Below are 21967 nucleotides of genomic sequence, written 5' to 3'. Positions count from 1 at the left end.
GTTTCAGTTTTAGGCTTTTAAGTTAAGCCGTAAACCCGCAATTCTAAACTGTGCGGGGCTTTGGAGGTGATTTGGAGGGGGATAGGCCTCCGTAGGGTTATTAATCCTGCCCAGGCTCAACCCCACGCTGGCGATTCTGGTGGAATTCTTCTCGGTAGGCGCTAAAACGGTCTTTGCTTAAGGCCTCTCTCACCTCAGTCATAAGCTGGAGGTAATAGGACAGATTGTGGATGGTATTGAGTTGGGATCCTAGAATCTCATTCGCCTTTTGGAGGTGATTTAAGTAGGATCTAGTGAAGTTTTGGCAGGTATAGCAGGTGCAAGTAGGGTCCAGCGGCCGATCATCGTCCTTATAGCCGGAATTACGCAATTTGAGGTCGCCAAAGCGGGTAAATAGCCAGCCATTACGAGCATTGCGGGTAGGCATTACGCAGTCAAACATATCAATGCCTAGACTGACACCTAACATCAGATCTTCGGGGGTGCCTACACCCATCAAATAGTGAGGCATATGTTCTGGTAGTTTAGACGCCGTGAAATTCAAGATACGCTCGAATTCGGGTTTGGGCTCACCTACGGAGAGGCCTCCAATCGCAATCCCATCAAAGCCTTGCTGGCTGACCGCATCTAATGAGAATTCCCGTAGATTTTCGAACATGCCGCCTTGGACGATGCCAAATAGACCATTACCAGTATTGAGTTCTCGAAATCGTTTGAGCGAACGATCGCCCCAGCGAAGTGACATCTCTAGTGATGCCCGCGCCGTTTTTTCTGAAGTGGGTTGTCCCTTAATTTCGTAAGGGGTGCATTCATCGAACTGCATGGCGATATCACTATTCAAGACTGCCTGAATTTCCATCGATACTTCTGGCGACATAAATAGTTTGTCACCGTTAATGGGCGATGCAAAGGTCACGCCTTCTTCAGAGATCTTGCGCAATGCCCCCAGACTAAATACCTGAAAGCCGCCGGAGTCAGTTAGGATCGGTTTGTCCCAAGCCATGAAGCGATGTAAGCCACCATGCTTTTTGATGACATCTAAACCAGGACGCAACCAAAGATGAAAGGTGTTGCCTAAAATAATTTGCGCCTTTGCTTCATTCAAATCCCGCGGGGTCATTGCCTTCACGGTGCCATAGGTTCCAACTGGCATAAAAATAGGCGTCTGCACACTGCCATGCGGAAGATCAAGTTGACCAAGGCGAGCAGGACTTTGTGAGTCGCGCGCCAATATATTGAAGTGAACAGGTTTGGTCATGATTTTGTATTCTCAAGTCGGCATAAAACCATCGCATCTCCGTAACTAAAGAAACGATACTTCTGAGCTATGGCATGTTGGTAGGCGGCACGGATATTATCCATTCCCGCAAAAGCACTCACCAACATCAATAGGGTGGATTTTGGCAGATGAAAGTTGGTCAGCAAACAATCTACTGTTTTGAACTCAAATCCGGGCGTGATGAAAAGATTGGTTTCGCCACTGCTTTGCTGGCTAATGGCTTTGCTTTCAAGGGCTCTCAGGCTGGTGGTGCCTATAGCAATAACCCGTCCACCTTTTTGTTTGGTTTCTTCAATCGCCTGCAAAGTTTCTGCTGGAATCGAGAACCACTCATGATGCATCTTGTGTTTTGTTAGATCCTCTTCACGAACTGGGGTAAAGGTACCCGCTCCTACATGAAGTGTAATTGTTGCTTGCTTGATTCCTAGATTATTTAATTGCCTCAGAATAGTTTCATCAAAATGAAGTCCTGCAGTTGGTGCTGCTACAGCACCTGGATTTTTTGCCACTACAGTTTGGTAGCGCTGCGCATCTTCATCATCGGGTTGGTGTTCAATATAAGGTGGTAGCGGTAATTCTCCAAAACGTTCGAGTAGCTCAAAAACATTTTCTGGAAAACGCACCTCGTAAAAGCGCCCATCGTATCCAAGCATTTCCACTGGAAAAGTTTCCCCTGCCTGATTGTGAATCAAAATAATCGAGCCAGTTTTAGGTACCTTCGATGCTCTGATCTGAACCCAAGCTTGTCTATCACCGCTAATACGCTCAATGAGAAGCTCGACATTGCCGCCAGTCTCTTTTTTGCCGTGTAATCTTGCTGGGATTACTTTGGTGTCATTAAATACCAATAAATCCCCTGGCTTGATAATGCTAAGAATGTCCTTAAACTGACGATCAATTAGTTGGACGTGACTACCCCCATCGGCCTTGACCTCTAGGAGGCGGCTATCGGTTCTATTTGCCAAAGGGTGTTGGGCAATTAGGTCGGCAGGAAGTTCGTAATTGAAGTCAGAGAGTTGCATAGCATTACCATCAGGTATTAGATTTTAACGATGACTACCAAACAAGCGCCAAGCACACTCCAGAAAATGGGTTTAGACAGCCCAATGGCCCTTGCTTTGCATCTTCCATCCCGCTATGAAGATGAGACTGAGCTATTCACGATTGAAGAGGTCTTAAATCAGGGCAGGTTTAGTTCAGCCCAAACCCAGGGGATCGTGATCCGAAATCAGGTCTTATTTAGGCCTAGAAGACAGATGTTGGTCACCATTGAAGATGACACCGCAACTTTGCAGCTCCGTTTCCTGAATTTCTACCCAAGCCAGCAAAAGCAAATGGCAGTGGGTGCGCATATTCGAGTGCGTGGTGATGTGCGTGAAGGATTTCAGGGCCCAGAAATGGTCCATCCCACCGTTAAGGCTGTAGCAGCAGATGCTCCCTTGCCAATGAGTCTGACCCCAGTCTATCCAGCCAGTGCCGGCGTTTCTCAAACAGTCATTCGCAAAGCAGTTGGACAGGCCTTACGTGATCCAAGCTTGCGAGATAGTCTGGCTGAGTTCTTGCCCAAGCAGTTAATGACAGAACTGCTTCCAAGCAATGATTGGCCAAGTCTACAAGCTGCTATTACCTATTTACATCAGCCACCTGCTGATGCTGATACTCAAGCCTTGTTAGAGCGCACAGATCCTGCATGGCGCCGCGTGCAGTTCGAAGAATTGCTCGCACAACAAATTTCTTTGAAACGTGCTCATGCGATTCGAAGAGAGCGGCATGCCCCGAGCTTTGCAAAGCCATCAAAAGAGCCAAATCTAGAAATTGGCTTACTTAAGGCGCTTCCTTTTCAATTAACTGGAGCCCAAGACCGCGTATGGTTAGAGATTGCTAAGGATCTAGAGAACTCGTTTCCAATGAACCGTCTTTTGCAAGGGGACGTAGGTAGCGGCAAGACGGTAGTCGCTGCCTTAGCAGCGGCACGCGTGATGGATCATGGTTATCAAGCTGCGGTCATGGCGCCTACTGAAATCTTGGCAGAGCAGCATTACTTAAAGATGAAAGAATGGTTTGAACCATTAGGGGTGCACATTGCTTGGCTGTCTGGTAGTTTGAAGGCAAAAGAAAAAAGGTTGGCTCAGGAAATGATTGAGAGTGGGCAAGCTCAACTCATTATTGGCACTCATGCACTAATTCAGGAGAGCGTGAGCTTTTCCAAGCTAGGCTTAGCAGTGATTGATGAGCAACATCGCTTTGGAGTTAGGCAGCGCTTAGAAATACAGCAAAGACTTGGATCAGAATTGTTCTATTGTCATCAATTGATGATGTCAGCAACGCCAATTCCTCGTACCTTGGCTATGACCTATTACGCTGATCTCGATGTGTCTGTCATTGATGAGCTACCTCCAGGCCGCAAACCAATTAATACTAAGGTGGTCAAGGCGACTCGTCGTGATGAGGTGATTGGCGGTTTACAAAGCTGGCTATCCAAAGGCCTACAAGCCTATTGGGTTTGCCCTTTGATAGAAGAATCTGAGGTTTTGCAATTGCAAACTGCCGTTGAGAGTTTTGAGCAGTTAACACAGGCTTTGCCAAATTTTAAAGTGGGGCTAGTGCATGGTCGCCTAAAGGCGGAAGAAAAAGCAGCCGTGATGGCTGCATTTAAAGCCAATGAAATTCAGCTATTAGTTGCCACTACAGTCATTGAGGTGGGCGTGGATGTTCCCAATGCAGCCTTAATGGTGATCGAGCATGCTGAGCGCTTTGGCTATGCTCAAATTCATCAACTGCGTGGACGTGTGGGCCGCGGCTCAGCCGATTCAGTTTGCATCTTGATGTATGCGGAGCCCTTATCAATGGCAGCTAAAGAGCGCTTGCAAACCTTGCGTGAAGTATCGGATGGCTTTGTCATTGCAGAGCGCGACCTTTCCCTGCGTGGTCCCGGGGAATTGCTTGGAGCCAAGCAATCTGGTGATGCCATGTTGCGGTTTGTCGATTTACAGCGCGATGCTTGGTTAATTGAGTTAGCTCAACAGGCAGCCGAGCGCTTGCTAGCAGAGCATGCTGATTTAGTGGAGCGTCATCTAGAGCGCTGGCTAGGATCCCGCGCTGAATTTTTAAAGGCGTGATAATTACCTCATGTCTTTAAATGATCGCCTAACCTCGTACGCTTATCTCATACGCCTAGATAAGCCAATTGGCACCTTATTGCTTTTATGGCCAACGCTATGGGCCTTATGGTTGGCTAGTAGCGGAATGCCCGATCCCCAAATTTTATTAATCTTTGTAGCGGGAACTTTCTTGATGCGTAGTGCAGGATGTGCAATCAATGATTACGCGGATCGCAACTTTGATCTACACGTTCAGAGAACGCAAGGGCGTCCAGTGACGAGCGGCAAGATTTCTGGCAAAGAGGCGGTATTGATTGCTGCATTTTTGGCCTTGATTGCATTCGCAATCATTCAGCCACTCAATGATTACACCAAGAAGCTTTCCGTTTTTGCATTAGCGGTAGCGTTCATTTATCCCTTCACTAAACGCTTCTTTGCAATACCGCAAGCTATTCTGGGTATTGCGTTTGGCTTTGGTATCCCCATGGCATATGCCGCCATCTTGAATATGATTCCATTAGAAGCATGGATCTTATTTGTGGGAAATATTTTTTGGGCGATAGCTTACGACACTGCCTATGCTATGGTCGATCGGGAGGATGATTTGCGCTTAGGCTTACGTACTTCGGCAATTACCTTTGGCCAATATGATGTTCTGGCAATCGCTATTAGTTATGCCATCTTATTCATTAGTCAAATTTGGGTTGCGCAATTAGCCAACTTGAGTAATTACTTTTTAGTCGGGTGGTTTATAGCCTTAGCTTGCGCTATTTATCATCTGAAACTTATTTCTACGCGGAAGCGTGACGAGTGTTTTGCGGCTTTTCGCCACAATAACTGGCTAGGTGGATTTTTATTTCTTGGGATTGTGCTTGGTCTTAGTCTGAACTAAGAGTTCCCTAGGTAATTAGTTCTTACCTAACTCATCACCCATTGCTTTGCCACGTTGACTTGCTGCAGCAATTGCTTTTTCTAGAATCTCATTCCAACCCTCTTGTTTCATGACTTCAAGCGCCGCTGCTGTAGTGCCACCCTTGGAGGTGACACGTTCACGTAGTACGCCAGCATGTTCATCGGAGTTATGTGCGAGTTGGCTTGCTCCCTCAAGAGTTGCATATGCCAATTTGCGTGCACTCGCTGCATCTAGACCTAATTTCTCACCAGCAGATTGCATGGCTTCCAAAAATGCAAATACATAGGCGGGGCCACTACCAGAGACAGCAGTAACAGCATCCATCAGTGTTTCTTCAGGAACCCAAACGCTTTGACCAACAGCATTGCAGATGGTCTGGGCTAGATTGCGATCCGATGCGTTTACAGTGGCATCAGCAAACAAGCCAGTAATCCCTTGGCCGATTAATGCAGGAGTATTGGGCATAGCACGAACACAGCGGGAGTGATCAAGCCAGCGACTCATATCTGATAAGCGAATACCAGCGGCAATACTTAGGATGAGCGGGCCAGGTAGGGATGCGTGCTTGAGTTTTGCGGCCAAGCCTTTGGCAACCACATTAAAGTCCTGAGGCTTAATGGCCATGACTACAACATTATTTTTTGAGAAATCAAAAGCTACTTGGTCCAAAGAGCCGATATTCCGTACGCCAAAGTCTTCGTATAGTTTGATTGCAGTCGCTGTATTTGCTTCAACCACCGAGATCTGCTGAGGGGTAAATCCATTGGCCAGTAAACCGCTAATGAGCGCTCGACCCATATTGCCACCACCGATAAAGGTGATGTGGACATTGCTAATGTTTTGATGATTCTGATTTGTGCTCATTTGCTAATCTTATCGCGCTTCCCAAAAATAGCGGTGCCAACCCGAACAATAGTGCTGCCCTCGGCAATAGCGGCCTCAAGATCATCGGACATGCCCATCGATAGCGTATCAAAAAATTGATACCTAAAATCGGTCGATTTAGCAGCTTGAATTTTTTTAAAGCAATCCTGAACCTGGGCAAAGGCTTTGCGTTGTTCTGCCTTGTCTGCGCTTGGGGCTGGTATGGCCATTAAACCCCTAAGAACAATATTAGGCAATTTCACAATGGCATCGCAAAGAGCCTCAGCCTCAGAAAGTGGTATACCGCTTTTGCTATCCTCATCGCTCACATTCACTTGAACGCACATCTGCAATTCTGCTAGGTTGGGAAATTCACCGCGCTGAACTGATAGACGTTCCGCAATTTTGAGGCGATCAACACCATGCACCCAATCAAAATGTTCGGCAACCTCTCTCGTTTTATTGCTTTGAAGGGGGCCAATGAAGTGCCATACTAACCAAGGACGTAGTTTAGCGAGCTGAGTAATTTTTTCAACCGCTTCTTGTACATAATTTTCACCAAAAGCAGATTGTCCAGCATGCATAGCCTCCTCAATAGCAGAGGCGGGGAATGTTTTGCTGACTGCTAAGAGCTCGATTTCTTCGGGCTCGCGTTTCGCTGCTAAGCAAGCAAGCTCAATACGCTGCCGCACCTGCATTAAGTTAGCAACAATAGAATTCATCGTACCTTAGAGGCTTTGCTGACGAGTTGATCTACGATCTCAATCCAATGCAGTACTGGCTTGTCATCTTGTTGAAGATGGGTAATACAGCCAATATTCCCAGAAACAATCACTTCCGCACCAGATTCTTCGCATGCAGTATTCAAATGGCCTAACTTATTTCTGCGCAGCTGCTCTGATAGCTCAGGCTGCGTTACGGAATAGGTGCCTGCAGAACCGCAGCACAGATGGCTGTCAGCACATAGGCGAACACCAATGCCAATACTAGATAACAAGCCTTCCACTTTGCCGCGGATTTGTTGGCCGTGTTGCAAGGTGCAAGGTGGGTGATAAACCACGCCTGGTTTTTGATCTGTACCAAGTAATTGAATTAATTCTTTTTCTAGATTTGGCAAAATCTCGGAGATATCTTTAGTGAGATCAGAAATCTTTTTCGCCTTGGCTGCATATGCAGAGTCATCAGCAAAGAGATGACCATAATCTTTCACCATGACGCCACAACCAGAGGCAGTCATCACAATCGCTTCCATACCACTCTCAACTAATGGCCACCAAGCATCAATATTTTGCTTGGCATTCTCTAACCCGCCAGTTTGATCATTCAAGTGATAGCGCAATGCGCCGCAGCAAGTAGCATTTGGGGCGCTAATGAGCTGAATCTTTAATGCATCTAAAACGCGCGCAGTTGCTGAATTAATATTTGGCAGCATACCCGGTTGAACACAGCCCTCCAGAATCAGCATTTTGCGTTCATGTGAAGCGGTGGGCCTTGCATAAGGATCTGTTGAGCTATCCAAAGCTTTATTTCTGGCTTCCGGGATTTTGCGCTGAATGCCATTTGGCATTAAGGGGCGCACGAGGCGACCTAAAGTCATTGCTGAGTTAAATAATGTCGGCTTTGTTAAACCTTCTTTTAGGGCCCAGCGAGTTAGGCGCTCACCAAGGGGGCGAGCTGGGGTATTCTCTTCAGCCCACTTGCGGCCAATGTCTACTAGGTTGCCGTATTGCACGCCGCTAGGGCAAGTGCTCTCACAATTACGACAAGTGAGACAGCGGTCTAGGTGGTTACGAGTTTTTTCGGTAGGAGCTGCACCTTCAGCCATTTGCTTAATGAGGTAGATACGACCACGGGGGCCATCGAGCTCATCACCGAGTATCTGATAAGTTGGACAAGTGGCAGTACAAAAACCACAGTGAACACATTTACCCAAAATTCGGGCTGCTTCAATACCTTCTGGAGTATTGGCAAATTGGGGAGCAAGTTGAGTGTACATAGAGATGCTTATGGAAGACGTTTAGTTGCAAATACGCCGGCAGGATCAAATGCAGATCTCAGGCGCTCTTGTACAAGCTCGAGGGCTTTAGAGTGTGCCTGTTCGCTCAGTAAAGTAAAGCGTTGGAAGTCAGGATTTACACTTGCACCCTGTTTGAAGCGAGTGACATGCCCACCATGACTTAAGACTAATTGTTTGATTAGGTTAAATGTAGCTTCATCGCCAGAGGCTTTAATCCAACGTTGTTGACCGTGCCATTCCAAAATAATTTCATTGCTTTCACCAGGAATAGTGAGTGGCCCACAGGCTGCAGGTAAAGCTAGGCGATACAGAGTTTGATCGGCAGCGAGATTTTCAAACGCTGGTAGCTGATGCTCGCGTAAATCATTCCAAAATGCTTCGGCAGATTGAGGGTCTACTTCACTTGCATTTACTAAAGAACTCATTAGGGGAATGGCGGCCTTAATTGCAGCAGCAGCCCCCGCTAAACGAATCGTCAATTGACCTTCGCCAGTAGCATTGCCGATCCAACAGCTTGCTGACATTGGCAATGGTTGCCCAGCCCACTCATTTAAAGTGCGCAATGCTTTTTCTTGAGAGATATGGCAGCGCAGTGTTGCTATGGCTGCTGGTCTTGGCAATACTTTGACAGATGCTTCAAGAAGTAATGAAAGCGTACCCATGGAGCCTGGTAATAAACGAGAGATATCGTAGCCGGCAACGTTTTTCATCACTTGTCCGCCAAAAGACAGATCCTGTCCCTTGCCATCTAAAATACGTGTACCTAAAACAAAGTCTCGGAAATTACCGACGCTGATGCGATTTGGACCCGCTAAGCCGGATGCAATCGCACCACCAAAGGTTGCTTGCTCACCAAAGTGTGGCGGTTCAAATGCCAGCATCTGATTTTTTGCTTTGAGGGCAGCTTCGATTTCTTTCAGTGGCGTACCCGCACAGGCAGTGATTACTAATTCTTCTGGCTGATATTCCAGGATTCCAGAGTAAGTACGAGTATCAAGTTTTGTATGACTATTGGGGTTGCCATACCAGGACTTGGTGCCGCCACCTTCAATAGAGAGCCGTGTTTTATTGCTTGCTGCATTCAGGATCTGCTCACGAAATGCCTCAATCATGGGGTTGGTAGCATTCATTAAAAGCGCTCCAATTCCGGATGCGGTAGTTTGCCTCCACTAATCCGCATGCGGCCATATTCAGCACAGCGACTCAGAGTTGGGATGCCTTTATCAGGATTGAGAAGCTTTTCTGGATCAAAAGCGCTTTTAACACCCCAGAAAGATTCACGTTCGCCCTCACCAAACTGAATACACATGCTGTTAATCTTTTCGAGGCCAACTCCATGCTCGCCAGTAATCGTACCGCCAAGCTCAACGCAGGCTTCAAGAATATCAGTGCCAAATTCTTCGGCACGATGCCACTCTTCCTCATCAGCGCCATTAAATAAAATCAATGGGTGCATATTGCCATCACCTGCATGAAATACATTCAAGCAACCTAAGCCATATTTTTTTTCCATTCCTTGAATGCGTTTCAGTAGAGTCGCAATATGCCTACGTGGGATAGTGCCGTCCATACAGTAGTAATCCGCAGCGATTCGTCCGGCTGCCGGGAAAGCATTTTTACGACCACTCCAAAACTTTAAGCGCTCAGTCTCATCTCTAGAAATCCGAATACCACTAGCGCCCGATTGTTCAAGCACTTTAGTCATGCGCTCGATTTCTTCAGCAACTTCTTCCGGTGTGCCGTCAGACTCACAAAGCAAAATAGCCGCTGCCTCTAAGTCATAGCCTGCATTGACAAATTCTTCTACAGCTCGAGTAGTTGCTTGATCCATCATTTCTAAGCCAGCAGGAATAATACCGGCAGCAATGATGGCAGCAACAGCATTGCCACCTTTTTCAATGTCGTCAAAACTAGCCATGATGACGCGTGCCAGTTTTGGTTTGGCAACCAACTTCACAGTAACTTCGGTAACGACTGCAAGCATGCCTTCGCTACCCAGAACAATGGCGAGCAAATCTAAACCAGGAGAATCTGGCGCTAAGCTTCCGAACTCCACAATCTCACCGTTCATCAAAATGCCGCGTACGCGGAGAACGTTATGTAGAGTGAGACCGTATTTAAGACAGTGCACTCCACCAGAGTTTTCATTCACGTTGCCACCAATAGAGCAGGCAATCTGAGATGAGGGGTCTGGTGCATAGTAGAGACCTAGGTGAGCAACAGCTTCTGAAATAGCAAGATTGCGCACACCAGGTTGAACTACCGCAGTGCGAGTAAATGGGTCAATACTGAGAATTTTCTTGAGCTTTGCAAGGGAAAGCACTAACCCCTGAGAGATAGGCATCGCTCCACCGGATAGGCCAGTTCCAGATCCCCGCGGAACCACAGGAACCTGCATCTCAAAGCAGGTTTTGAGGATTTTGGCGACTTGCTCCTCTGTTTCTGGCAGAGCGACTGCCAGCGGCATGCGTTTATAAGCGGCCAAACCATCACATTCATAGGGAATTGTGTCTTCAGGCTCCCAAAGTAGGGCGTGTTCCGGAAGAATCGGTCGCAAAGCCGCAACGAGTTTTGACTGAAGTGCGCTGATTGCGGCTAGATCGGGGGGTGGGGTCACCATATTCATAGGAATCATTTTAGCCATTTACCTATAATTAAGCTCATGGGAAATCGACTATCAAAAATCGCCACTAGAACGGGCGATGCTGGAATGACTGGATTAGGCGATGGAAGTCGCGTTGAGAAGGATCATTTGCGGATTTGCGCTATGGGCGACGTGGATGAGCTGAACTCAGAAATCGGTGTTTTGATGACTGAGGAGATCCCAGAAAGCATTGCTCCTGAGCTAAAAGCGCTTTTCATGCAGGTTCAGCATGATTTATTCGATCTGGGCGGCGAGCTCTGCATTCCGAATTACAAGTTACTAAATCCTGACCACGTAGCTCAGTTAGATATTTGGTTAGAAAAGTACAACAAAGAACTTCCTCCTTTGACAGAATTCATTCTTCCTGGTGGTACTCGTGCTGCTGCGCAAGCGCACGTATGTCGCACCGTCTGTAGAAGAGCTGAGCGTTCGATTGTGCGCTTGGGTTGGGCAGAGCCTTTGTATGATGCTCCTCGCCAATATGTCAATCGTTTGTCTGATTTATTGTTTGTGCTTTCGCGCATACTCAATCGTGCGGCTGGTGGTACTGATGTACTTTGGAAGCACGAAAAAAAAGAGACTAAATAAATTAGCCTCTTTTAATCTTACCTTCATTACTGCGCGTATTATTTTTTCTTGCTGCGGCGTTTCTTTACTGCGCCAGCTAAACGCTCCAACACTTTTACTGAATCATCCCAATTAATACAGGCATCGGTAATACTCTTGCCGTACTCTAGCTTACGTGGATCATCTTTACCAGGTGTAAATTTCTGCGCACCGTCGTTCAGGTGGCTTTCTACCATCACACCAAAAATCTCATGTGAACCAGATTCAATTTGCTTGGCAATATCATCTGCCACGATGATTTGACGCTCATGTTTCTTGCTGGAGTTAGCATGCGATAAGTCAACCATCAAACTGGCTGGAAGCTTTGCAGATGCTAGTTCAGCGCAAGCAGATTGTACGTGCGGCGCTTCGTAGTTAGGCTCTTTTCCGCCACGTAAAATGACGTGACAGTCATTGTTGCCTTTAGTTTCCACAACGGACACTTGCCCATTCTTGTGAACAGATAAGAAGTGGTGTGGACGACCTGCCGCTTGAATCGCATCAGTAGCAATTTTGATATTGCCATCGGTGCCGTTTTTAAATCCGATGGGCGCAGATAAACCAGAGGCAAGTTCACGATGAACTTGGCTTTCAGTAGTGCGTGCACCAATAGCGCCCCATGAGATGAGGTCAGCAATATATTGTGGAGAGATCACATCCAAGAATTCGCTACCAGCCGGCATACCCAGTCGATTGATTTCCATGAGGACTTGACGTGCAAGACGCAGACCTTCTTCAATGCGATAGCTTTCATCCAAGTAAGGGTCATTAATCAGACCCTTCCAGCCAACGGTAGTGCGTGGTTTTTCAAAATAGACGCGCATCACAATTTCTAGTTCACCAGCAAAGCGCTCACGCTCGGCTAAAAGGCGTTGACAATATTCGAGTGCCGCACGTGGATCATGAATCGAGCAAGGCCCAATGATCACGAGTAAACGATCGTCTTTACCATGAATGATGTCGCGAATTTTCTTGCGAGTTTTGCTGATCAATGCTTCGGTAGGGGTTCCAGAAATTGGAAAGAAGCGAATCAGATGTTCTGGCGGAGGCAGAACAGAAATCTTATCAATGCGTTGATCGTCAGTATCTGACGTTTTATCAACGACAGAGTACCAATTGGAGGGATTCGTATTTTGTTGGCTCATACGGCTATTTTAAGCCGTAATTTAGAAATTTCAGGCGGTTCCACCGACAGTGAGGCTGTCGATGCGTAAAGTGGGCTGTCCAACGCCGACCGGAACGCTTTGCCCTTCTTTGCCGCAAACCCCGATGCCACCGTCTAATTTGAGATCGTTACCAATCATGGAGACCTGTTTTAAGGACTCGGGGCCGCTGCCAATAATCGTGGCACCTTTGACGGGATATTGAATTTTGCCGTTTTCAACCCAATACGCTTCAGACGCCGAGAACACAAATTTGCCACTGGTAATGTCAACTTGGCCACCGCCAAAATTGACTGCGTATAAACCACGCTTGATGCTCGCCACAATTTCTTGGGGATCGTCCTTGCCGGCTAGCATGTAAGTATTTGTCATGCGTGGCATTGGAAGTGATGCAAAACTTTCGCGGCGGCCATTACCTGTCAGTGGCATTTTCATCAGTCGCGCATTCAAACTATCCTGAATATAACCCTTCAAAATTCCATCTTCAATTAAGGTGGTGCATTGAGTGGGCGTGCCTTCGTCGTCAATGTTCAATGATCCTCTGCGGCCAGAGAGGGTGCCATCATCAACCACAGTGACACCTTTAGCTGCTACGCGTTGCCCAATACGACCAGCAAATGCTGAGGAACCCTTACGGTTGAAGTCACCTTCAAGACCATGACCAACTGCTTCGTGTAGCAGAACACCTGGCCAGCCTGGGCCCATGACAACTGTCATTGGGCCTGCAGGCGCAGGACGAGATTCCAGGTTGATGAGGGCGCCATCAACCGCTTCATCCACATATTGGTTGATCAGAGCGGCGTCAAAATAATGATAGTCATGGCGCGCACCACCACCGGAAGACCCAGACTCACGACGACCATTTTGCTCGGCAATCACATGAACTGAAACGCGCACTAGTGGCCTTACATCTGCAGCAAGCAAGCCATCTGCACGTACCACTAGAACAACATCAAATTCACCAGCAAGACTTGCCATCACCTGAATAATCCGAGGATCACGTGCTTTTGCGCGACGCTCAATGCTTTCTAGTAGGGCAATTTTTTCTTTAGGCTGTAATGAGTCTAAAGGATTCATATCGGAGTAAAGCTTATTGGATATGGGATTGAATAACTTGCTAGCAACGGCTTGCTTACCACCTTGTGGGCCAATCACGCGGGTAGCTTTAGCAGCTTTAGTCAGCGCTTCTAAATTAATTTCGTCAGAGTAAGCAAAGGCAGTCTTATCACCATAAATAGCTCGAACTCCCACGCCTTGGTCAATATTGAAGCTACCAGATTTGACAATTCCCTCCTCCAGACTCCAACTTTCACTGCGAGTATGTTGGAAGTACAAATCAGCATCATCAAGGTGATGGGTGAACATGCTGCCAAATGTCTTATGGAGATCTTGCTCTGAGAGTCCAGTTGGCTCAAGCAGAATGGACTTGGCTAATTTAAGAAGATCTGCCTGCTTTTTGGCTTTGGCCCAATTCGCGGGAAATAGTGCTTCAGGTGCATTCATGTGATTCAGCAAATCTTTCTTTAAAGCTTACGGTGTGCAAGTGCGGGTAACTTAGAGCGTACCTCGTTTAATTTTTCTTTGCTTAAAACCCCAGAAATAAACCCCTCCCCTTCGTTAAGAGTGCTTAGGATGCTACCCCAAGGGTCGATCAGCATGGTATTGCCCCAAGTCCGCCTTTGGTTTTGGTGTATCCCGCCTTGCGCAGATGCTAAGACGTAGCATTGGTTTTCAATAGCACGAGCCCGCAAGAGGATTTCCCAATGGTCTTTACCAGTTGTATAAGTAAAGGCAGCAGGAATGATGTGGCAATCTACTTGCCCAAGCGCGCGGTACAGTTCTGGAAAGCGCAAGTCATAACAAATACTCAGTCCAAGAGTCCACTCAGTATTATTGGCTGTAATTTTGACGATGCCGGGTATCTCACCAGCTTCTATCGTTTCAGACTCTTGGTAGCGTTCAGTATTGGTCTGAAAACCAAATAAATGAATCTTGTCATAGCGCGCTACTCTCTGCCCATCTGGGCCAAAGACGAGGGTTGTATTCAATACTTTGTTTGGATCTTTTGCTTTAAGGGGAATGGTCCCCGCAATTAAATAAATACCATTAGCCTTAGCCAGCTCTGCAAGTTCTGCTTGAATTGGCCCGCTACCAAAAGCTTCTCGGATGTTGACCTTATCAGTGTCTTTCAGACCCATGATGCAAAAGTATTCCGGTAGAACGACAACCTGAGCTTCATCCTGAGCTGCTGCTTGGATCAGCCTGCCAGCCGTCTCTAGATTTGCTTGAACTGATGCGCTAGATACCATCTGAATCGCGGCAATTTTGAGTTCTACAGAGTTGGATTTGCTCATAAAGCCTGGGTTTGCGGTTTTGGGGTTGGTGCGTTGTTTGGGCTGGGTTTACTTTGTTCTTTAAGTAAATCTTTGCTACGTATCGTATTTAAAGTTTTATTATCAATCGGCTGACCTTTTTGATCTAGCGGAATCACTTCTGGCTTATCCCAAGAGCCTTGAATTAAATAATCAGATTGTAAATTTCGATTAATTTGATTAGTAATGAGGTATTGCCCAACGAGTGCACCCAATCCAACAATAGGGTTGATCGCAAAAGCAGCTAAGGAGCCAGCAGTTGCGTCAATGGTTGGGAAGATAGTCACGCGCAGATCTTGTGTTTGTTTGGGAATATTGATTTGTCCTACCATCGCTACTCTAGCCTGATCTAGGCTCATGGTGAATTGCTTGGTTTGGGCCAGTCCATTACTAAGGTCGAAGCTTGCATTGATATTGTTGAAGGGCGTTCCCTTGCTAACAATATTACCTAGGCTACCTTGAAGATCTAAGGTCGCAAATCTGAAGAGACTTTGCAGGCTTAGCACATCCAAAATTTGAGCGCCGCTAGTATCGACTTCTAATAAGCGTCCTTTTTCCAGATTGAGGTTGACCTTACCAGCAAGAGTTTCATATTTGGGACTAAAGGGCGAGCCATCCCACTCTGCATTGGCAGTCAGCTTGCCTTGGCCACCTTCAACAGATTTTTGTGAACTCCAATTAGCAATAATGCGCCCAGCATCTTTCACATCCAAATCTATATTCATACTGCTATGCTCGGCTTGGTTTGGTGTGGCACCAATCCATTGCCCGGTGGTGATTGAGTTGCTTTGGGGATTATTAAATTGAATCGATTCTATTGTTAATAGATTGTTGCTAGTCTTTGTTTTGAGTTTAGTTTGTCCAAGATGTGCCTTTGACCAATTCAAGTCATCGATGGTCACATCTAGACTTGGAATTGAATTGGGTGAAAGCTTACTCTTCACAACAACATTAGTCTTTTGTGCTACCTTAGTTGTTTCTATTACTGGGGTGAACTCATCTGGAACCTTGAGTCGACTTAAATTTCCGCTCACTAGGCCGCTAGGATTGGCATTATTGGATTCCTGATACTGTATTTGACCTGCAATGAGAGGCGAGTTAATTCGCAACTGCCAAGCATTCGTTTTATTGCTTGCCGATAAATTGAGGTCTTGCCAGATGCGGTCAAACAAAATGAGCTTCTTCACCTGTGCAGTTAAATTAACGCTAGTGGTTTCAGAGCTAGTTATTGGGGGAGTATTACTTTGTTGTTTTTGTTTTCCAAAGAAATCTAACCAAGCATCCATATCGAGCTCATTGCTAGCTAGATTCATTTGGAATCCAGTCTGGGATAAATTCGCCGGTGCACCTATGCCAAGGGCATAGCGCAACTCATCATTGCTATTCATGTCTCCTTGAACTGTATATAGGTCTCCAAACTTTCCAGTCCAGCTAAAGCGATTTGCGCTACCTTCATTGCTGGTAGTTGTTTTAAAGAGCACTTGCCCAGTCATGGGTGTACCCATCAGCTTCTTGGCTGGCATTGGAGCGGCACTTGCCCAATTACGCAGATCAAATTTGAGATTGGTTTCGCTACCAGTTTTATTAAAGCTGAGAGTGCCTTCGTATTTGGCAGATCCACTCATTGCCTCCAGAATTGGAGAAGCCTCATTGTTGAGTGTTTTTACAAGATAGTCTTTAATAAAGTTCGCAGTAATAGCGCCCGTAATATTAAAGTTTTGTTTACCTGGTGCTGAGGGTGAGCTACCGATGTTTAAAGTCCCGCCCAAGAAGGTTGCAGTGACATTTTCAAATTCAGGATTCACTTCGGTAATCCGAATTTTTCCTTTGAGATTCTCCAGTGGCGGTAAATTTGCCCACTGTGCTTTGTTACCAGTTAGATCCAGCTTGATATCAACGCCAGTGTCATCGTTAGTCGAGAGGGGGATCTTTAGTCCTAGGTCAAGGTTAATTGGCCCACTTACTCGTAGATTCTTTTCTATCTTATTTTGCTTTTTAGCAAATGGAGAGGCGAATAGATACTCTAGCATCTGTGGAGCATCGCCCTGGGCATTGCCATTCACGGATAGCATTAACTGCTTTGCACTGACATTTGGAATTTCTGCATGGAATTGACTGAGCTGTACATCTTTGAAGTTAGCTTTAGAAATATCTACCTTCAAGTTTGAGTTTTGCATTGCAAGTACGCCATTTACTTTGCTAAATGCAGACCAAACTCCTAAGTTGCTTGGCAATAACGGGACTGGGTAGAACGTAGCCCCTACGATTGGTAGATTGAGGGTGAATTCACCATCGCCACTATTGGGGAAGGGGACGCCATTGGGATCGCCTTTAATATGTAGGCTACCTTTTTGTATGGTGCCTGCAGTAAATGCTTTGCTCAAGTACTGTCTGGCCTCTTTACCCATGCCAAGAGGTAGGTAGCGGTATGCGGTAGCTAGATCGGCTTTTGCAAAGTCCATATCCAGAGTCATGAAATCCGGCTTCTTGGCGGCCCCAATCACGTAATTGATATTGAGCGTTGTATCTATTTCCGGATTACTGAGGGCCAGCTGTTTTGCATTAACAATCCAATTCCCTTTTTTCTTTGACCAGGTCACCTGTCCATTGGCGCGATCTAATTGAATTTTGGGATCAACCAATAAATCATTGATCTCAATCTCGAGGTCGCTGGAATTAATAGAAAAGCTTCCTTGATTTTGATCGGCACTAATAAACCCGGATAGATTTGAAGCAGATGGCATAGATTTGTCGATGCCAATAAAGCCCAGATTAACAAGCTTGGCGCTAATAGAAAAATCCAATTTGTTTGATTTAAACCATCCACCAGGAATATTTAATGACGATAGGGAAGATTTACTCTCAGACCAGCGGATATCGAGATTTTGTAATTCACCATCTGCACGAGAGGCCTTAATCCATTGATGAACTTTTTTAGATAGCGGTAAGTTCAATGCGAATAGAGCTACATCTTCAACCAAAATTTTAGGGGAAGAGAATCTAAATTCTTTAATCTCACCATCGGAACCTGGAGGACTCCAGGCAAAAGTCATCGGACTTAAGTTTTCTAATGGCCCAGTCTTTGAACTATCAATATCGCGCCAGGCAAATGTTTTGGTAGTGACAGAAATTAAGCCGCCATCATTTTCTTGGGTGAGATTGGTTTCCAATCTACCTAAAGCAATCCCATCTTCATTTTTGGCGAGCTGAATTACAAGGTTATCTGCAGCTATAAAGACTACTCCACCATCGGGTTGGCCGTTATCAATTTTTAATTTTCCCTTAGAGCTCAGCTTTCCCTCTAAAGCGTGGAGTGGAAGAGTAAATTCTTTTGCAATTTGACTGAGATTGAGATCGGCTACATCCCACGAGATATTACCAATCCAGTCACGCCAATTGCCAGCCTGGCCACCGAGGTGGTGAACAAAGTTTGCCTCAACCTGTATGGGGCCATTAGCCCACGGAGTTGTTGTTTTCAGTGAGGCTTTATGACTGCGTAGGCCATTAATGAGTACTAGATTTTGAATTTGAAACGAAGTACTTAATTTTTTATCTAGCTGATCAGACCAAAATATTTCAACATTGTTAACTTCAATCTCGTTTTGCGCGAGAAGCCAATTTTCGAATCCGTAATCATTTGAATTCCCGTGAGTTGCAATGCCGGCAATATTGATCAAGCCTTTTTTATCGCGCTCAGCATAAATTTGAGCGCCTTCAAAGTAGAGCTCATGGAAATAGGGTGCTAGGTGGTAGAAGGAATTCCAGCTGAGCTCACCGCGAATTTTGGCAATCTGCAATAAGGGCCTCGATTTGTCAGGGCCATTAAAGCGTAGGCCATCGAGCTCAAACTCGGGCCGGATGCCAGTCCAAGAAACCCTTAAATCATCCATGGCAACATCAACACCAATGCGAGCACTAATGAGTCTTTCTACTGAAGCTTTAGATTTTTCAATTTGAGGCCAAACTATGAAACGAATTCCCAGGTGGCCGACCACAAACAAGACCAAAACAAATCCGCAAAGAAAGAGGGCGCGTTTACGCCAAGGCCCGTCAAAACTTTGGGGGCGTTTTGCCAGCAAGCTCTTGAGGCGAGGCGGGATGATGTTTTGCAGCATGACCCCTATTATCCGTCAGCCTGGAGTCGGTCGCCAAGCTTCTAGCATCAGAATTAGGGTACGGATTAAGATGGGGGAATGGATGAATTTTCTCGACAAATTGCTTTTCTAGAGCAGCATTCCACCTATGCGCGGCGCTGGCTCAATGCTCGCCCCGAATGGATTGACTGGCTGAGGTCTTGCGGACAGATAAAGGTCGATTTGCAGGGCATCCAAAATTTACTAAAAACTTCTGGAATCTCTCAGCAGGGGTTGGGGCTGGAAGAGGCCCAGTTTATGGCCAATCTGCGGCTTGCTAGGCAGCGGTTAATGATTTGGATCGCATTTCGGGATCTCAATGGAATGGCGAGTTTAGATGAGGTAACTCATGGCCTGAGCCATTTTGCTGAGTTGGCGGTTGCAAACTCTATTGCTTACATACGCGAGGATTTAAAAAATCGATTTGGGCTTCCTTGGAGTAAGCCCAATAATGCTGAGATGCCTCTGATGGTCGTTGGCATGGGCAAATTAGGCGGCCTCGAGCTGAACCTCTCCTCTGATATCGATTTGATTTTCTTGTATGAGCATGAGGGTGAAACTTTAGGTGGACCCAAGAGCCTTTCAAACCATGAATGGTTCTCTCGTATGGGTAAGCATTTAATGAGGCTCTTATCTGAGCATGATGAAAATGGTTTTGTTTTTCGGGTAGATATGCGCTTGCGCCCTAATGGTGACTCAGGGCCATTGGTATGCAGCTTGGAGATGCTAGAAGAATATCTTTTAGTTCAAGGTAGAGAGTGGGAGCGTTATGCCTGGATTAAAGGTCGCCTGATTGCACCGTTACCTGGTTCATCTGAGCATCTGTATTGTGCAAAGGAGTTGGATCAACTCATTCGCCCATTTGTATATCGACGCCATTTGGATTATGGCGTGATCGCATCCATCCGGGATCTGCATGCACAGATTCAGCATGAGGCTGATAAGCGCTCATCAGGACATCAGGGCCGCTCCCGCGATATTAAGTTGGGTCGCGGCGGCATTCGAGAGATTGAGTTTCTCGCGCAAATGTTTCAGTTGATGCGAGGAGGAACTGACCCTCGCTTTAGGATCCGCCCTACTTTAGAGGTTCTCAGTTTAATTGGGCGGCGAGGAATTTTGCCCTCAGAAGAAATCGAGGCCTTGCAATCGGCTTACATTTTTTTGAGGCGCCTCGAGCATCGTATTCAGGTTTGGGATGATCAACAAACCCACTACCTACCAGATGATGAGTCAGCTCGTTCACGCTTAGCTTCATCAATGGCAGAAGGGGGTCTAGAAAGCGAGAGTCAATCTTTCATGGCGGAGTTAGATCGTCATCAAAATAATGTTGCTCGTCTGTTTGAAAAAGCGTTCTTATTAGATGACAGTTCTCGATTAGAGCTTGTTCCCATAGATTTAAGTTGGGAGCCAGATGCGCAATATTTCCCACAAACTCTTGCGCGCTGGAGTTTGTGGGTTGACAGCCCTAAGCAAAGACAGCTGCCCGAGAAAAGTCGACTTATCTTTGATAATTTGATGCGTAAGGCTGCAGAAAGCTTGCAGCATGATGGCGGTGATCAGGCCCTATTGCGATTTTTTGATTTACTAGAGGCTATTGCAAGACGCAGTGCCTACTTATCTATTTTGGCTGAATACCCAAGGGCGCTATTCAATGTGCTCGATTTACTCAAAGCATCTCAATGGGGCGCTCAATATCTGACAAGACACCCACATTTATTGGATCACTTACTCAACTCAAGAACTGAGATGGCCTTGATCGAGCAGCCTAAGGAGTATTGGCAAGAAGTAAAAGCTAATCTGAACATGCGTCTTGATGATGTCATGGCTGAAGGTGACGGCTCGGAGCAGGCGATGGATATTTTGCGCGTAACTCACCATACTGAGACATTTATCACGCTCTTAGCCGACCTTGGTATCGGTGTTGATGAGCCTCTATCAGTTGAAAAGGTGAGTGATCATTTATCCGCATTAGCCGACCTGATGTTGCAGACTACATTTGAACGGGTATGGCCTGGTGTAGCTCAGAAGTTTGGTTTACCACAAGATTTCCTTGCGCCATTTGCAGTGATTTCGTATGGCAAGTTGGGTGGTAAAGAGCTTGGCTATGCTTCTGATCTTGATTTGGTATTTTTGTACCAATCAGATGAGGCTGATTATGCTGCGCAAGAAATCTATGCACTATTAGCTAAACGCATGATTAATTGGTTAACTGCGTTTACATCGACCGGCAGTTTATTTGAAATTGATACTCGGCTTCGCCCTAATGGCTCGGCTGGATTTTTAGTAACCAATGCTGAGGCTTTTAAGAAGTATCAAATGCGTGAAGGTGATAATGCCGCTTGGGTTTGGGAGCATCAAGCTTTAACTAGGGCACGCTGCTCGGCAGGTAATGCAGTCGTAGGCTTAGACTTTGAGCTAGTGCGCTCAGAAGTATTAAGTCAGCAACGAAATATTGATCAGCTGCGGATTGAAATTCTGGAGATGCGCCGTAAGGTTCATGCGGGTCATCCCAATGCAAGTGGCGAGTTCGACCTCAAGCACGACTCTGGCGGCATGGTGGATATTGAATTTATTGTGCAGTTCTTGGTACTAGCTTACTCACATCAACACTCACAACTGATTGGCAATCTTGGCAATATTGCCCTACTCCGCATTGCTGGAGAGGTAGGTTTGGTTGATCAAAAAATTGCCCACTTAGTGGGTAGTGCTTATCGTCTATTAAGGTCACGTCAACATCGCTTGCGTCTGGATGGGGCAGAAAAAACCCGCATTAAGCTAGATAATGAGTCTGAATTAAGAGACGCTAGATCTGTTGTGACCTCACTCTGGCTAGAAATTTTCCAGGCACCTTCTGATGCAGAGAGAAGTTCTTAAA

Annotated in this window: 15 protein-coding genes; 4 read left to right on the top strand and 11 right to left on the bottom strand. The window is 46.2% G+C overall.

Annotated elements, in window-relative coordinates:
* Nucleotides 1-100: 100 nt before the first annotated feature.
* Nucleotides 101-1258, bottom strand: coding sequence for a tRNA guanosine(34) transglycosylase Tgt (gene tgt, locus B6A14_RS05635; protein WP_087909479.1), 1158 nt, complete (start codon nucleotides 1256-1258; stop codon nucleotides 101-103).
* Nucleotides 1255-2301: a tRNA preQ1(34) S-adenosylmethionine ribosyltransferase-isomerase QueA gene (gene queA / locus B6A14_RS05630; RefSeq protein ID WP_087909478.1), complete on the bottom strand. Its 1047-nt coding sequence runs from the start codon at nucleotides 2299-2301 to the stop codon at nucleotides 1255-1257. The genes tgt and queA overlap by 4 nt, the downstream gene beginning before the upstream one ends.
* Nucleotides 2302-2331: 30 nt before the next feature.
* Here queA and recG point away from each other — a divergent pair, with 30 nt between their 5' ends.
* Both recG and ubiA read left to right on the top strand, forming a co-directional pair.
* The gene (recG, locus tag B6A14_RS05625; RefSeq protein WP_087909477.1) at nucleotides 2332-4398 is read left to right on the top strand and encodes an ATP-dependent DNA helicase RecG; all 2067 of its coding nucleotides are present in this window, start codon (nucleotides 2332-2334) and stop codon (nucleotides 4396-4398) included.
* 10 nt (nucleotides 4399-4408) lie between these two features.
* Nucleotides 4409-5272, top strand: a complete 864-nt coding sequence (gene ubiA, locus B6A14_RS05620; RefSeq protein ID WP_087909476.1) for a 4-hydroxybenzoate octaprenyltransferase — start codon at nucleotides 4409-4411, stop codon at nucleotides 5270-5272.
* Between the two features lie 15 nt (nucleotides 5273-5287).
* Here the strand turns inward: ubiA and proC are convergent, their stop codons facing one another.
* From proC to B6A14_RS05595, 5 genes are read right to left on the bottom strand one after another with little or no spacing between them, the layout of a single operon-like run.
* Complete coding sequence (gene proC / locus B6A14_RS05615; RefSeq protein ID WP_087909475.1) at nucleotides 5288-6157, bottom strand: pyrroline-5-carboxylate reductase; 870 nt, start codon at nucleotides 6155-6157, stop codon at nucleotides 5288-5290.
* Nucleotides 6154-6879 carry a YggS family pyridoxal phosphate-dependent enzyme gene (locus tag B6A14_RS05610; protein WP_087909474.1) on the bottom strand — a complete coding sequence of 242 codons (726 nt, stop codon included), beginning with the start codon at nucleotides 6877-6879 and terminating at the stop codon, nucleotides 6154-6156. Before B6A14_RS05610 ends, proC begins: the two co-directional genes overlap by 4 nt.
* Nucleotides 6876-8153 (bottom strand): glycolate oxidase subunit GlcF, encoded by a 1278-nt coding sequence (gene glcF, locus B6A14_RS05605; RefSeq protein WP_087909473.1) that lies wholly within the window; start codon nucleotides 8151-8153, stop codon nucleotides 6876-6878. Before glcF ends, B6A14_RS05610 begins: the two co-directional genes overlap by 4 nt.
* Nucleotides 8154-8161: 8 nt before the next feature.
* Nucleotides 8162-9304 carry a glycolate oxidase subunit GlcE gene (gene glcE / locus B6A14_RS05600; RefSeq protein WP_087909472.1) on the bottom strand — a complete coding sequence of 381 codons (1143 nt, stop codon included), beginning with the start codon at nucleotides 9302-9304 and terminating at the stop codon, nucleotides 8162-8164.
* Nucleotides 9304-10794 carry an FAD-linked oxidase C-terminal domain-containing protein gene (locus tag B6A14_RS05595; protein WP_087910288.1) on the bottom strand — a complete coding sequence of 497 codons (1491 nt, stop codon included), beginning with the start codon at nucleotides 10792-10794 and terminating at the stop codon, nucleotides 9304-9306. The genes glcE and B6A14_RS05595 overlap by 1 nt, the downstream gene beginning before the upstream one ends.
* Nucleotides 10795-10836: 42 nt before the next feature.
* Here B6A14_RS05595 and B6A14_RS05590 point away from each other — a divergent pair, with 42 nt between their 5' ends.
* Entirely contained in the window at nucleotides 10837-11406 is a 570-nt protein-coding gene (locus B6A14_RS05590; RefSeq protein WP_087909471.1) for a cob(I)yrinic acid a,c-diamide adenosyltransferase, read from the top strand.
* 38 nt (nucleotides 11407-11444) lie between these two features.
* Here the strand turns inward: B6A14_RS05590 and B6A14_RS05585 are convergent, their stop codons facing one another.
* The 4 genes from B6A14_RS05585 to B6A14_RS05570 are packed head-to-tail and all read right to left on the bottom strand — an operon-like array spanning nucleotide 11445 to nucleotide 19074.
* A complete protein-coding gene (locus B6A14_RS05585) occupies nucleotides 11445-12569 on the bottom strand; it encodes a 3-deoxy-7-phosphoheptulonate synthase (RefSeq protein WP_087909470.1) in 1125 nt (374 codons plus the stop codon).
* 30 nt (nucleotides 12570-12599) lie between these two features.
* Nucleotides 12600-14090, bottom strand: a complete 1491-nt coding sequence (gene tldD / locus B6A14_RS05580) for a metalloprotease TldD (RefSeq protein WP_087909469.1) — start codon at nucleotides 14088-14090, stop codon at nucleotides 12600-12602.
* A gap of 20 nt (nucleotides 14091-14110) precedes the next feature.
* Nucleotides 14111-14941 carry a carbon-nitrogen hydrolase family protein gene (locus tag B6A14_RS05575; protein ID WP_087909468.1) on the bottom strand — a complete coding sequence of 277 codons (831 nt, stop codon included), beginning with the start codon at nucleotides 14939-14941 and terminating at the stop codon, nucleotides 14111-14113.
* Entirely contained in the window at nucleotides 14938-19074 is a 4137-nt protein-coding gene (locus tag B6A14_RS05570; protein WP_087909467.1) for a YhdP family protein, read from the bottom strand. The genes B6A14_RS05575 and B6A14_RS05570 overlap by 4 nt, the downstream gene beginning before the upstream one ends.
* 78 nt (nucleotides 19075-19152) lie before the next feature.
* On the opposite strand from B6A14_RS05570, the gene glnE reads away from it, so the two are divergent.
* Nucleotides 19153-21966 carry a bifunctional [glutamate--ammonia ligase]-adenylyl-L-tyrosine phosphorylase/[glutamate--ammonia-ligase] adenylyltransferase gene (glnE, locus tag B6A14_RS05565; protein ID WP_087909466.1) on the top strand — a complete coding sequence of 938 codons (2814 nt, stop codon included), beginning with the start codon at nucleotides 19153-19155 and terminating at the stop codon, nucleotides 21964-21966.
* The last annotated feature ends 1 nt before the right edge of the window (nucleotide 21967 follow it).

This window comes from Polynucleobacter hirudinilacicola (genome assembly GCF_002192535.1).
In the GTDB taxonomy this organism is placed as follows: Bacteria; Pseudomonadota; Gammaproteobacteria; order Burkholderiales; family Burkholderiaceae; genus Polynucleobacter; species Polynucleobacter hirudinilacicola.
The sequence above is the reverse complement of the archived record's forward strand: the minus strand, read 5'-3'. Positions and strand labels throughout refer to the sequence as shown.